Raw genomic sequence first — 14,649 nt, forward strand, 5'->3', positions numbered from 1 at the left:
ATTTTGTGTCGCCTAATTCTCCGATTTTTGATTTAATGCCAAGCCCTGCAATTCTTTTACAAATGTCATGACCAGATCCGGCAGATCCTTGGGCTTGATCCTTGAATTTTTCTTGTAAAAATAATGGAAAGCCGGATGTTTGGCATCCGCCGTAAAGGTCACATAAGGTTTATTCTTCTCAATGACTGCCGGGATCCCGCTGGCATCGATCGCCGCGCGTTCAAAGAGGGTAAAAACAATCTCCTCCGGTCTTTGTACAATGTCTGTGACAAATGCCTTGTGAGCCTCCATACGGAGCATGGCAATAAACAAAAGGTTTTGCACAGACCGGGATGGTTCTCCGAAACGGTCGATCAACTCATCTAACATCTCATCGCGTCCTTCCTCGGAATCGATGAGTGCGATCCTCTTATAAAGATCCAGGCGCTGTTCCTCACTGACAACATAAGTCTCCGGCAGATAGGCATCGATATCCAGATCGATCGTCGTGTCAAAGTGCTCCTCCACCATGCCGCCTTTTTCTTTTTTCACAGCCTCGCCCAGCATCTTACAGTAGAGGTCATAGCCGACCGCCGCCATGTGTCCGTGCTGTTCCTGTCCCAGAAGGTTGCCTGCCCCGCGGATCTCCAGATCCCGCATAGCGATCTTGAAGCCGCTTCCCAGATCCGTAAATTCCTTGATGGCAGCCAGACGTTTCTCTGCCACTTCTTTTAACATTTTGTCCCTTTTATACATCAAAAATGCATAGGCACTGCGATTACTTCTTCCCACACGACCGCGCAGCTGATACAACTGGGACAGTCCCAACTGGTCTGCATCATGGATGATAATAGTATTGACATTGGAAATATCCAACCCGATCTCTATGATAGTCGTTGATACCAGAACATCGATCTCCTGATTGATAAAGCCATACATGATCTTTTCCAGACGGCTCTCCGTCATCTTGCCATGCGCATATGCCACATTGGCTTCCGGCACCAGTTCTTCGATCTTTGCCGCAACATCCGCGATCTGCTTTACCCGGTTAAAGACATAGTAGACCTGCCCGCCACGCGCCATTTCACGGACGATGGCTTCCCGGATCATTTCTTCATTGTATTCAAAAACAAAAGTCTGGATGGGCTGGCGCTCCATAGGTGCCTCTTCCAAGACACTCATATCCCGGATGCCGATCAGGCTCATATGCAAGGTTCGCGGTATCGGTGTCGCTGATAAGGAGAGCACGTCGACCGTCTTTTTCATCTGCTTGATCTGCTCTTTGTGGTTGACACCAAAACGCTGTTCCTCGTCAATGATCAAAAGTCCCAGATCCTTATAGGAAACATCTTTGGAGAGCAGGCGGTGGGTTCCGATGACAATATCGATCTGTCCGGTCTTTAGACCTTCGATCGTCTTTTTCTGTTCTGCTGCACCGACAAAACGGCAAAGCAGTCCAATATTGACCGGATAGTGGGACATACGCTTTAAAAAGGTATTGTAATGCTGCTGCGCCAGGATGGTCGTCGGCACCAGATAAACGACCTGCTTGCCGTCCTGCACTGCCTTAAAGGCTGCACGGATAGCGATCTCCGTCTTGCCATAGCCGACGTCCCCACAGATCAGGCGGTCCATGATCTTGCTGCTCATCATGTCCTGCTTGACTGCCGCGATCGCCTCCAACTGTCCGTCAGTCTCCTCGTAAGGGAAAGTTTCCTCAAATTCCTGCTGCCAGACGGTATCCGGTCCATAGACATAGCCCTGATTCTGCTCGCGCAGGGCATAAAGATCCACCAATTCCTTGGCAACCACGCCGACTGCGGCACGCACACGATTTTTGGTGTTGACCCAGTCCTGGGTTCCCAGTGTATTTAATTTTGGCTTTTTGCCATCCTGGCTGCCGTATTTTTGAATAGCATCCAACTGGGTCGCCGGAATATAGAGATTGCCGCCCTTGGCATAAGAAATCTTGATATAATCCTTGACGACCTTATCCACTTCGATCTTTTCAAATCCCTGATAGATACCCAAGCCATGATTTTCATGAACAACATAGTCCCCAATCGTCAGACTGACAGACCGGCGATCTGTTCACCCTCATATTTGCGGGTTTTCTTCTTTTTCCGCCGTGCCCTGCTGCCAAAAATGTCCTGCTCCGACAAAATGACAAAAGATGACTCCGGGAACTCATAGCCCCGCGCCAGATTTCCCACAGATACCATAATCTCACCCGGATAGATTTCATGGTCGTAGTCTTCCGAGAAAAAGGCATTCAGATCCTGATCCATGAGGTTTTCTGCCAGATGATTACCACGGGTCCGCGATGGGCTGAGCAAAAGGATACGGTATTTGCGGTCTTTAAATCTTTTCAGGTCTTTGACCAGAAGTTCAAACTGATTGTTGTAGGCGCCCACAGAGACCGCACGCACGCCGGTGTGCCCTGCAATGGAAAGCAGTCCCTCGCGGCTATCCAAAGTTGACAAGACCACACCCGGATGTTTTTGCAGCATAGCAAAGACGCTCTTGGTAGTCAGCAGCATTTCCAGTTGTCCCGGCAGGCAGTAGCCCTTTTCCAGACGGCTGGTCATACTGTCCGAAAACTCCTGTTCAATAACCTTTCCCTTTTCGTCCAGATGCACCAGTTCATCTAAAAAGACCAGAGTCTCCGGCGGAAAATAGGAAAGCAGACTTTCCGTCTGGCTGACAAAGTAATTCAGATGTGTCTCCAGACCAAGCCCCAGTCCCCATTCTCTGGTCTCGGTCGCCAGTTGTTCCACACCGGTCTTGATCCGGTGTGCTTCTTCCGTGCGCATCAGACTGCGATACTTCTGATACAGTTCTTCCGCATCCGCCTCCATATGCTTTAGACCGGTCTCGATCTCCTCCTGGGTCAGCACAAGTTCCATCGCCGGATAGACCGTCACATGTTCTACAGAGTCGATGGACTTTTGCGTTGCGACATCAAAATAACGGAGCGAATCGATCTCATCGCCCCACAACTCCATACGGATGGGATGTTCTTCTGTCAAAGGAAAGATATCCACGATCCCTCCACGCACGGCAAACTCTCCCGGATGTTCCACCTGGGTCACATTTTCATAGCCCAGCATGACCAGTTTCTTTCGCATTTCATCCAGATCCACCGTCTCTTCCAGATCAATGGTAAAAATGCCCCGTTCATAAGAGGAAAGGGGCGGCACACGGTTCATCAGGGCATCCATAGTCGTTACGACCGTGACCGGTCTATGCTCAATGAGTGCCTGTACGACAGAAAGACGCTCTCTGGTAAGAGCGTTGCTGTGAATGTCCGACTGATAAAAGAGCAGATCTCTTGCCGGATAATACAGAGTGTTTTCATCAAAAAACTGATAACCCTCATAGATCTGCTTTGCCCGCATCTCGTCAAAGGTAACGATCAGTTTGATCGGCACATCATAACCGATGCCATAGATCAGATGCGGTTTCAGACTGTCGATCAGCCCCGATACCTCGTAGATGCGTTTATCTTTTTTTAGATGTTCCCGCAGTTCCTCGATCTGCGGCATCTCCTCAAAAGGTTTTAAAAATGTTTTCATGATACTTCCACTTTTCCATTATAGCGGCTCATCGCCTTATCCACGTCTTCCGACAAGATACAGTCGATCGCCTGCGCCGCGCGCTCATAGGACAATTCCACCAGACGTCTGTCCTCCGGTGCAAAACGTCCCAGCACATGTGCGATCATATCTCCGTTTGGCGGCAATTTGCCTACACCGATGCGCACGCGCATAAATTCCTCGGTATGACAGTGGGCGATGATATTCTTCAAACCGTTGTGACCGCCCGCACTTCCTTTTTTGCGGATACGCAAGGTTCCCGGATCCAGTGCCACATCATCTGAGATCACGATCAGATCCTGTGCCGGATCCAACTTGTAAAAATGCAGGATATCGCCCACACTCTCGCCACTTAAATTCATAAAGGTCTGCGGTTTGACCAGAATGACCGCCTGTCCTGCGATCCTGCCCTTTCCGATCAGGGCTTTGTGTTTTCGTTCCGTCACAGAAATACCATTCTGTTCTGCCAATAAGTCTATGACATCAAAGCCGACATTATGTCTGGTTCTTGCATATTTATCTCCCGGATTTCCCAATCCAACTATTACATACATACGATCATCCTCATTTCCTGCCTGATAACGTGATTTCTACTGATATACAATTTAGCCGACCGTGCCAAAAATTGCAAGATGACAAAAATACAAAAACGCAGGTCAAGGCTGCCCTCGACCTGCGTTCATCCCCATATACATTCCTATGCGGATCTTCTATACTGCTTCGCTATGTAACAACTCCTCGTTGTACTTTTGCAAGATCAGATTCTGGATCAGTTCTCTCGTAGAGGACTTGATCGGATGGGCAATGTCTTTGTACTCGCCCTCAGCTGTCTTGCGGCTTGGCATAGCGATAAACATGCCTTTTTCGCCCTCAATGATCTTGATATCATGGATCACAAATTCCTCGTCGATCGTAATGGATACCACAGCCTTCATCTTGCCTTCTTTTTCAATCTTACGAATTCGTACATCTGTAATCTGCATATCTTACCCCTCCCCATTTGCCTGGTGTGCTTCGTAACGTTTTTTCTTTTCGGAAACGATCCTGATCTGACCTTCACCGACATACTTGCTGCCACTCAGCAGGGTCTCCGAACTCTCCACAATACAATTCTCAATATATACATTGTCACCGATATAGGCTCCATTCATAATGATGGAGTTCTTGATGACACTGTTGTTGCCCACAAAGACTTTCTTGAACAGTACGGAATCCTCCACTGTACTGTTAATGATACAGCCACTCGCGATCAGACTGTTGCTGACCTTGGAGCCTGCATTGTATTTGGCTGGCGGCAGATCATATGCCTTAGAGTAGATCTGCGGTTCCTGATGGAAGAAGTAATCGCGGATATCCTTTTTCAAAAAGTCCATATTGGTGCGATAGTAACTCTCCACAGATGCGATATTGCTCCAATAACCGTCCAGCATGTATCCATAGATCTTTTTCAAGCCCTTCTGGCGGATCAAGACATCGGTAACGAAATTGTAACGTCCCTCCTCATTGCTCTGCTCTAACAACTCGATCAGGGTTCTACGACGGATCACATAAACACCGGTAGATACGATATCGGAGTCTGCAACCATAGGCTTTTCGTCAAACTCCATGATCCTGCCTTCCATATCCAGCTTGACCAGGCCGAAACGCTTTGGATCTTCCCACTCCGGCAGTTTTGCACAGACAACGGTAATGTCTGACTGCTTTGCGATGTGATATTCCAGGATCTCATTGAAATCCATCTTGGATACACAATCACCGCTGGCGATGACTACATATGGCTCATGGCGTTTCTTGAGGAAATCAATATTCTGCCACATAGCATCTGCCGTGCCGCGATACCACCAAGAGTTGTCTGAGGTGACGGTCGGTGTAAAGAGGAAAAGCCCTCCCTGTTTTCTACCAAAATTCCACCACTTAGAGGAATTGAGATGCTCATTCAAAGACTGGGCATTATACTGGCTCAGGACTGCCACCGTCTGAATGTTGGAATTGGTCATGTTACTGAGTACAAAATCAATACAGCGATAACTGCATGCTACCGACATTGCAGAAATGGCTCTCTTTTCTGAAAGGTTCTGCATTCTGCTGCTATTGCCGCCCGCTAAAATAATTCCTAATGCTTTCATGATGTTTCACCTGCCTTAATGATGTATCCGCCGCTTGGAAGTGTTGCGTCCGGATAATCGTCCATTGTTGTCTTACCCTTGAGGGCTGTATTCTTTCCGATCTTTACATGCGGCGGAATCACAGAATGCTCCCCGATCGTCGCCAGTCCAAAGGCATAGATCTTTGCATTTAACTTGCTCTCGGCTTCTTCTCCCACACCGATCTCATCGCCCTCACCGATCGTACAGTTCTCTGCGATGATCGCCTTTTCCACATAGGCGTCCTTACCGATATAGGTATTTTTCATGATGATGGAATCCTTTAACACGGCTCCCTCTTCTACGGTAACGCCGGCACCAAGCACACAGTTGGATACCTGTCCGTAAATCTGCGCTCCTGCACCGATGATCGAGCGTTCCACCACTGCATCCTTTGCAATGTACTGTGGCTCGATGATGTCCTGCTTGGTGTAGATTTTCCAATATTCTTCATATAAGTTGAACTCCGGGATCAGATCGATCAATTCCATATTGGCTTCCCAATAAGATCCAAGTGTTCCGACATCTTTCCAATAATCATTAAATTCATATGCAAACAGTCGCTTGCCGCCCTCATGACAATAAGGAATGATGTGCTTGCCAAAATCACAGTTGCACTGATCTTTCATGGCGATCAAAGAATCCCGTAAGACCGGCCAACTAAATATGTAGATACCCATAGATGCCAGATTGCTTCTCGGATGCTCCGGCTTTTCCTCAAACTCTGTGATCTGCTTATCCTCGTCCGTCAAGACAACACCAAAGCGGCTTGCCTCCTCCATAGGAACCGGTATGGCTGCGATCGTCACATCCGCATTCTTTTGCTTGTGGAAATCCAGCATAGCCTCATAATCCATCTTGTAAATATGATCGCCGGATAAGATCAGAACATATTCCGGATTGTAACGCTCCATGTATTTGAGGTTCTGGTAAATGGCGTTTGCCGTTCCTGTGTACCATTCACTCGTATCGCTCCTCTCATATGGCGGCAGCACTGCCACGCCACCATTGTTACGATCCAGATCCCACGGAATACCGATACCGATATGTGAATTCAGCACCAACGGCTGGTACTGGGTCAAAACACCAACGGTATCAATCCCCGAATTGATACAATTACTCAGCGGAAAATCAATTATGCGGTACTTCCCCCCAAAGGACACCGCAGGTTTTGCCACGTCAGAAGTCAGCACTCCTAATCTGCTTCCTTGTCCACCTGCCAGAAGCATGGCAATCATCTCTTTGCGAATCATAGTCTGTCACCTCACGTCTTTCCTCATGTCTGTCAGCTCACTTTATAGCCTTCCCTAAACTACAGGTGTAATTTGTATATAAAGTATAGCATATTGACTATTTTTTCTGCAACAATATTCCTAAATTCTTGTAATTTTCTGAAATTTTTTGGATAATTTATACAATTACAGGAACATCATTCCATATATCTCTCCTAAAATATGTTGATCCTGTCAAAAAAATGATAGGTTGTTGCAAATTAAAGAGAGAAAGTTATAATATAAGAGCAATATAAATAAGAAATCAAAGAAAACGGACGGTCAAAATTATGTATACAATAGATTTTTCAAAACCAACTTCAGTACACTTTATCGGTATCGGCGGTATCAGCATGAGCGGACTTGCAGAGATCCTTTTAAAAGAGGGCTTTCGTGTATCCGGTTCTGACAGCAAGGAGTCTCCTCTAACTCAGCATCTGACAGAACTGGGCGCACAGATCGCTTATCCGCAGGCGGCTGCCAATATCCCGGACGATACCAAGATCATCGTCTACACGGCTGCCATCCATCCGGACAATCCGGAGTTTATCCGCGCCAAGGAATTAGACGTGCCTATGCTGACACGCGCGCAGTTACTCGGACAGATCATGGCTCACTATGCCCGCTCGATCGCGGTTGCCGGAACCCATGGCAAGACAACAACGACCTCTATGATCAGTCAGGTACTCCTGTGTGGACAGGAAGATCCTACGATCTCTGTCGGCGGTATCCTAAAGGCGATCGGCAGCAACATCCATGTTGGCAACTCTGACCTCTTTATCACAGAGGCATGCGAGTACACCAACAGTTACCACTCTTTCTTCCCGAAATACAGCATTATTTTAAATATAGAAGCAGAACATCTGGATTTCTTCAAAGATCTGGCAGATGTGCGTTCCTCTTTCCACAAGTTTGCAGGCAATACCAAGGCAGACGGTGCTTTGATCATCAACGGTGAGATCCCGGACTATCAGGAGATCACAGAAGGTCTTTCCTGCCAGGTCATCACCTTTGGCTTTACCGATGCCTGTGATTATTATCCAAAGGACATTACTTATAATGAACTGGGTTGTGCCACTTTTACACCGGTACACAAGGGCGAGGATCTTCCTCGCGTGGTCCTTTCCGTTCCGGGTCTGCACAATGTCGGCAATGCCCTTTCCTGCATCGCGCTTTGTCAGGATATGGATCTTCCTTGGGAGCAGATTGCAGAAGGACTGCATCGTTTCGGTGGTGCTGACCGTCGTTTCCAGTACAAAGGCAAATTCCATGGAGCGACCGTCATTGACGACTATGCACATCATCCGACAGAGATCCGCGCATCTTTGAGTGCAGCGCAGAACTATCCGCACGAGCGTATCATCTGCGTATTCCAGCCGCATACCTATACACGTACCAAGCATTCTTATCTGATTTTGCAGATGCACTTTCCCTTGCAGATGTAGTCGTACTGGCTGATATCTATGCTGCAAGAGAGCAGGACATTTACGGCGTAAGTTCCAAGGATATCCTGCGCCTGCTGGAAGAAAAACAGGTAGAAGCCTATTACTTCCCTTCTTTTGCGGAGATCGAGGACTTTTTAAGAGAAAAATGTATGAACGGCGATTTGTTGATAACTATGGGTGCCGGAAACGTTGTAAATATTGGAGAAGACCTCTTAAAATAAGAGTTATCCACATAATCCACAATTTTTGTGGGTAAGTTATCCCCACAGAATTGTGGATTATTTATGCCCTTAAGCCCGCTCTTTTTTGTACTTATCCACAAAAGTCAAGTTCCCGCCAACCCTTGATTTTACTGGATTTGTGGATTACTTTTTTCTTCTCAACCCATATTTTATATGCTATAATTCTGATTGCTAATGAAGAGAGGTTATGATATGACAGACATACAGATACATGTTGCCACAAGTCATCAATCCACTTGTGTGTCAAATACATTTATAGATTGTTTTATGCCGGATGCCAGCGGCGAGTTCGTAAAGATCTATCTTTACCTGCTTCGGGTACTTTCCTCAGGTGACAGACACTTTAATCCTTCTGCCATGGCGGACAAGTTCCACTACACGGAAAATGACATCCGCCGCGGACTTTCCTATTGGGAACAGATGCATTTATTGCAATTAGAATACAACGATGCCAATCAACTGACAGGCATCTGTCTTTTAGAACCGGGACAGGATGAGCATAAGGCTCCTGCGCCTACAGAGTCCTCTGCCACCATCAAGATGATGCTGCTTCCTTCTGACAGACAGGACAAGTCTGCGGCAGACCTAAATGTGCATCAGCCTAAGACAGAGGAAAAGGCTTTGCAGATCCCACCGGACGAGCCACGCCACTATTCGCCACGTCAGATCGCCGCTTTCAAAAAGCAGGATGATGTTGCCGAACTCCTCTATATCTCAGAGCGTTATGTCGGACATCCGCTCAACCTGACCGAAGTAGAAAAAATCCTCTTTTGGGCAGAAGAATTGCATTTTCCGGTTGATATGATCGAGTATCTTGTGGAATGCTGTGTAGAGAAGGGACACCCAAACTTCCATTATATGAACAAGGTTGCCCTGAATTGGAAGGAAAGTGGGATCTCCTCTTTGCAGGAAGCCAAGGATTCCACCAATATCCATTCACAGTCTTACTATGCGATCATGAAAGCTTTTGGTATTTCCGGTCGTAATCTGACCGAGCGCGAGACTGCTTTTATCAACAAATGGACAAGTTCTTACGGCTTTTCGCTGGATATCATCCGCGAAGCCTGTGAGCGCACGATCCGCAACACCGGCAAAGTCAATTTTGAATACGCCGACTCCATTCTGGGCAGTTGGAGCAAAAAGGGCATCCGCCAGTTGGATGACATCGCCCGCTTAGACGAGGCATTCGCTTCCGCCAAGCAGGCAAAGGTGCTCCCGCTCCGGTCGCACGCACCAAGACCAACCGCTTCCACAATTTTGAACAGCGTCAATATGATGACGACTATTACGAAGCATTAGAACAACAATTACTGCGAAAGTAGAAGGATGATCCATGGCACTGACCAATGCACAATACGACTCGCTCATGCGGGAATACAACAATAAACAAATGCGCAATCACCAGATCGTGATACAGCGTGAAGAAGAACTCTACCGGGCAGTTCCGGAATTGTCCCGATTGGATGATGATGTCAGCCGCTTATCGGTTGAGAGCATAGACAGGCTTTTAAATGGCGATGCTGCCGGCTCTGCCGCCCTCAAAGAGAAGTTAGGCGATATCCGCAAGCAGCGTGAAACTCTTATCCAAGAGCATGGATATCCTCTGGATTATCTGACACCGCCATATGATTGTCCGCTTTGTCAGGATACCGGCTTTGTGGATGGCAAACGCTGTCGCTGTTTTGTGCAGGCATCCATTGATCTGGTCTACTCCCAGTCTCATTTAGACGACATTTTAGACCAGGAGAACTTCGACGTTTTCTCTTTCGACTACTACTCCAAAGACATCGTAGATGCCAAGTCCGGGCGGTCTTCTTTGGATTTTGCTAAGGATGCCTATGAAACAGCACAAAATTTTGTGCAGAATTTTTCTACAGAAGGTGGTAGTCTACTTCTGTATGGCGATACGGGGACAGGCAAGACCTTTCTTTCCAACTGTATCGCTAAGTCTCTGTTAGATCAGGGACATTCTGTGATTTATTTTACAGCCTTCCAGTTTTTCGATATCTTTGAAAAAGATGTCTTCCAGAAAGATGAAGACGCAATGGAGGCTCATGAGCAAATATTCCAATGTGACTTGCTGATCATTGACGATCTGGGTACGGAATTTTCCAATTCCTTTACGACATCCCAGTTATTCCTATGTTTAAATGAGAGACTATTGCGTGGCAAATCTACTGTGATCTCCACCAATCTTTCCATGAAACAACTGCGTGAGATCTACTCAGAACGTACATCTTCCCGCATTTTCAGCAATTATCAACCTTGTAAACTTTTTGGTGACGATATTCGCATCAAGAAAAAATTATCCAATAAATCATAACAAACAAAGGAGTAAAAGATTCATGCCAAACGAAGAAATCTGCTTAAAAGAAAGCACACCTGTAGGTACTTTGGGTATCATCCCACTGGAGAGTTGTAAGGAACTCGGTGCCAAAGTCAACAATTACCTGGTGAATTGGAGACAGGATCGCGATGCTGAGCATTACGATCACATCACACTTGCCGGATACAAGAGTGATTCTTACATTGTAAAGGCTGCTGTTCCGAGATTCGGTTCCGGCGAAGCCAAGGGTTCCATCTTACAGTCTGTCCGTGGACTGGACATCTTTTTGATCGTTGATGTAACCAACTACAGCCTGACCTATTCTCTCTGTGGTCAGACCAATCACATGTCACCGGATGATCACTATTCTGACTTAAAGCGTATCATCGCTGCTATCGAAGGAAAGGCAAAGAGAATTACCGTTATCATGCCATTCCTCTATGAGAGCCGTCAGCATAAGCGTTCTTCCCGTGAGTCCCTCGACTGTGCTATCGCATTGCAGGAACTGATCAACATGGGTGTTGACAATATCATTACCTTTGATGCACATGATCCTCGTGTGCAGAACGCTATCCCGCTTCATGGATTTGAGACAGTACAGCCTGCATACCAGTTTATCAAGAACATCTTAAAGAACGTCAAGGATATCCAGATCGACAACGACCACCTAATGATCATCAGCCCGGATGAAGGTGGTACCAACCGTGCCGTTTACATGGCTGGCGTGCTTGGTGTGGATATGGGCATGTTCTACAAGAGACGTGATTACAGCATGATCGTAGACGGACGTAACCCAATCGTTGCTCATGAATTCCTGGGATCTTCCGTAGAAGGAAAGGACGTCATCATCGTTGATGATATGATCTCTTCCGGCGAGAGTATGATCGATGTAGCAACCGAATTAAAGAAGCGTAAAGCAAAGAGAATCTTCGTTGTGGCAACCTTTGGTCTTTTCACCAATGGTCTGGAGAAATTCGATGAAGCCGTAGAAAAAGGCATCATCTATCGTGTTGTAACTACAAACCTGACCTATCAGACACCGGAACTTTTGAGCCGTCCTTACTATATCAACTGCGATATGAGCAAGTACATCGCTTATATCATTGATACTTTGAACCATGACTGCTCTATCTCCGGATTGTTAGATCCATACGAGCGTATCCACAAGGTCGTAAACAAATACAACAATGGCGAACTGTAAGATTCGTCCTTATAAGGCAAATAAAGAAGGCATCCCGGATATGGGATGCCTTCTTTTTGTCTGCATTTATATTCTTTAATTCTGTGAAGATTCATCGTCTGCTTCCAGATCATCCTCATCCGGCTGCTCTGCGCTTCCCGGCGTATCGGATACATAATTCGGATCTACGACCGTGAACTCATTGGATTCACGGAAGATTGTATTGCTGGATCCTACCTGGCATACCGTGATGGTATCGCCATTTTGTACCGCAGATGCCTTGATCGTCAGGCACTGCCCACTCTCGTAATTGGTCGTAACCTTTTCTCCATTGACATAGACTTTACTCCACTTGGTAAAGTTGGAACCATAAATGTGCAACTTGCCGTCAAAGAAGTATGCACGGTCGATCACAACATCAGATACACCCATTTCCAGATCGGTGGCAGGATATTTATCCTCGCCGTTATAAGCGTAGCGCTTTCCGTATAAGATATCATACTGCAGGGCTTCCAGATCTGTCATATATTCCGGTGTTCCGGCTTTGACACCTGCTGCTATCTTGCTCTGATGATAATTGGTCATGGTACCTTCATGGATACCCAGACGATTGAGATATTCAGAAACCAACTGATAAGCAGTCAGATCCTGATCCTCTTTTGACATGCCAAAGTTGTTCCAGGTGAAATATTTGGTCTGGAAAAGATCTCCGGTAGCCACTTCACTCTCAGTCAATCCCATGGTCGGCAGATGATCGCCAAACATGATGACCAATGTATCTTCATCACGTTTACTCAGTTCCTCGATATAGGACTGGATAAATTCATCTACGTTGTGAATCTGGTTGATGTAATATTCCCAAGCATAGGTCTGTTCCTGGGTTTTACCCTCGCAGGTAACACCGATGGCAGGATTTTCAATGACCTTGTAGGTCGGATAATCACCATGCGCCTCTACGGTAATGGTATAGACGAAATCCGGTCCCTCGGTAGAGTCCATTGCCTCTGTGGTGGCAGGTGTTAAGATATCATCGGTCGGCCAGGAGCCCAGCGGTGTATAATCGGTAATATCCAACATTTCCTTACTCTGGAAAGTGTCAAAGCCCATCATGGAAAAGGCATTGGCACGGCTGTAGAAATTACCACCGTTATTGTGTACGACATGGCTGCTGTAACCAAGGTTGCGCAGATCGCCTGCAAAACTTTCACAGTCTGTCTTCTTTAAGATCGTCTTTTGCGGATATTCACCAGGTCCAAAGAAGCGGCAGGACATACCGGTCAGAACTTCAAACTCGGAATTGCAGGTGCCGGCACCGACAACTGGCACTGTCAGATGCCCGGTCGAGAAATTCTGTTCCAGATAATGCACATATGGGATCGGGTCCTCGGAAGTCTCGATAAAGTTTGCCTCACTGACATCAAAGAAAGACTCCAGAAGGATAACGACGATATTCGGTCGGTCTTCTTCCTTGATCGTGGATGCGCCCTGATTGGTCTCGTCTACGATCGCAGAAATGGACTCCTGATCATAATTCTTAGGCTCGGACATACCACGATTGAAGATACTGGTAGAAAATCCATACAGATATCCATAATCCAGATAGCCCTGTGCTAAGTTACCAAAATAACAGGAAAGTACGCCCTGTCCCTGCAAAGTAGAAGTCGTCACCGGAACACTGGCAAAACATCCCACGATAAAGAGCAATTTGACCCAATACGGAAAACGCGGCTTTAACTTTTTGCCTTTGATAAAGATGCGGACCATCCAAAGTGTATATAATAAAAGTGCTACTACCGAAATGGCTGCCTGCTGCGAGGTAAAATAATTGGTATTCTGCATGGTAAGCAGATCACCGATCATGGAAATATCCGTAAATCCAAATGGTGTTACACGGTTGAGCAGGATAATGCAGTTGGTGATACCCAGTGCAACAAATACGGCACTGATACACATACGCATAAAGGTCTGTCTGCTGATAAGGTAACATAGAGAATAACACACAAAGATCAGATAGGAGTTATACAGATAGGCTCCGGTATGATTGGTGACAAATCCCCACGCTTCTATAAAAGAGTGACGAGACAACCATTCCATGACAAAACACATGATCAAAGATAATGGGATGTGCTCGATCAGAGAATAGCGGTTCAACCAATCGTTTATCTTTTGCAACCGCTCGTTTTCACGGATCTTTTGTACGAATTTCGGTGTCGGTATCCTGGACTTGACTGCCGACCACTTATTGCCAAGAGATTTAAAGAAACCTCCGATTTTTGAAAATACTGCTTTCATATTGCCTCCAAACAAAAATACTCTTTTGCGTCACATCTTTTAAGTATAGTTAAAAATGTGACAAAAATGTGAAAGTCCAAAATCGAACAAGACACATTTCGCAAAGAGTGATAAAATTATAGCATGTTGGCTTGTCATTTGCAAGGAAGCCAGCGAAACTAGAACATTGGCCCC

Annotated in this window: 8 protein-coding genes and 2 pseudogenes; 4 read left to right on the top strand and 6 right to left on the bottom strand. The window is 46.3% G+C overall.

Going from position 1 to position 14,649, the window contains the following annotated elements:
• Nucleotides 1–12: 12 nt before the first annotated feature.
• The 5 genes and pseudogenes from mfd to DW996_RS08740 all read right to left on the bottom strand — a co-directional run bounded on the left by mfd (nucleotide 13) and on the right by DW996_RS08740 (nucleotide 6,972).
• Nucleotides 13–3,554: pseudogene (mfd, locus tag DW996_RS14855) on the bottom strand (transcription-repair coupling factor).
• A complete protein-coding gene (pth, locus tag DW996_RS08725; protein ID WP_118535446.1) occupies nucleotides 3,551–4,129 on the bottom strand; it encodes an aminoacyl-tRNA hydrolase in 579 nt (192 codons plus the stop codon). Before pth ends, mfd begins: the two are co-directional and overlap by 4 nt.
• Nucleotides 4,130–4,285: 156 nt before the next feature.
• Complete coding sequence (gene spoVG / locus DW996_RS08730) at nucleotides 4,286–4,558, bottom strand: septation regulator SpoVG (protein ID WP_118281470.1); 273 nt, start codon at nucleotides 4,556–4,558, stop codon at nucleotides 4,286–4,288.
• Nucleotides 4,559–4,561: 3 nt separating this feature from the next.
• Complete coding sequence (glgD, locus tag DW996_RS08735) at nucleotides 4,562–5,701, bottom strand: glucose-1-phosphate adenylyltransferase subunit GlgD (RefSeq protein WP_118535447.1); 1,140 nt, start codon at nucleotides 5,699–5,701, stop codon at nucleotides 4,562–4,564.
• The gene (locus tag DW996_RS08740) at nucleotides 5,698–6,972 is read right to left on the bottom strand and encodes a glucose-1-phosphate adenylyltransferase (protein ID WP_118535448.1); all 1,275 of its coding nucleotides are present in this window, start codon (nucleotides 6,970–6,972) and stop codon (nucleotides 5,698–5,700) included. The genes glgD and DW996_RS08740 overlap by 4 nt, the downstream gene beginning before the upstream one ends.
• A 308-nt stretch (nucleotides 6,973–7,280) precedes the next feature.
• On the opposite strand from DW996_RS08740, the pseudogene murC reads away from it, so the two are divergent.
• From murC to DW996_RS08760, 4 genes and pseudogenes are all read left to right on the top strand, one after another.
• Nucleotides 7,281–8,656 (top strand): annotated as a pseudogene (murC, locus tag DW996_RS08745) (UDP-N-acetylmuramate--L-alanine ligase).
• Nucleotides 8,657–8,869: 213 nt separating this feature from the next.
• The gene (locus DW996_RS08750) at nucleotides 8,870–9,976 is read left to right on the top strand and encodes a DnaD domain protein (RefSeq protein ID WP_158575294.1); all 1,107 of its coding nucleotides are present in this window, start codon (nucleotides 8,870–8,872) and stop codon (nucleotides 9,974–9,976) included.
• 34 nt (nucleotides 9,977–10,010) lie between these two features.
• A complete protein-coding gene (locus tag DW996_RS08755) occupies nucleotides 10,011–11,000 on the top strand; it encodes an ATP-binding protein (protein ID WP_118281465.1) in 990 nt (329 codons plus the stop codon).
• Between the two features lie 22 nt (nucleotides 11,001–11,022).
• Nucleotides 11,023–12,204 carry a ribose-phosphate pyrophosphokinase gene (locus DW996_RS08760; protein WP_118281464.1) on the top strand — a complete coding sequence of 394 codons (1,182 nt, stop codon included), beginning with the start codon at nucleotides 11,023–11,025 and terminating at the stop codon, nucleotides 12,202–12,204.
• A 75-nt stretch (nucleotides 12,205–12,279) separates the two neighbouring features.
• Here DW996_RS08760 and DW996_RS08765 read toward each other — a convergent pair whose 3' ends face one another.
• Nucleotides 12,280–14,475, bottom strand: coding sequence for an LTA synthase family protein (locus DW996_RS08765; RefSeq protein WP_118535450.1), 2,196 nt, complete (start codon nucleotides 14,473–14,475; stop codon nucleotides 12,280–12,282).
• Nucleotides 14,476–14,649 lie beyond the last annotated feature (174 nt).

Source organism: Roseburia sp. AM51-8, from assembly GCF_003478275.1.
Classification (GTDB): domain Bacteria; phylum Bacillota; class Clostridia; order Lachnospirales; family Lachnospiraceae; genus Pararoseburia; species Pararoseburia lenta.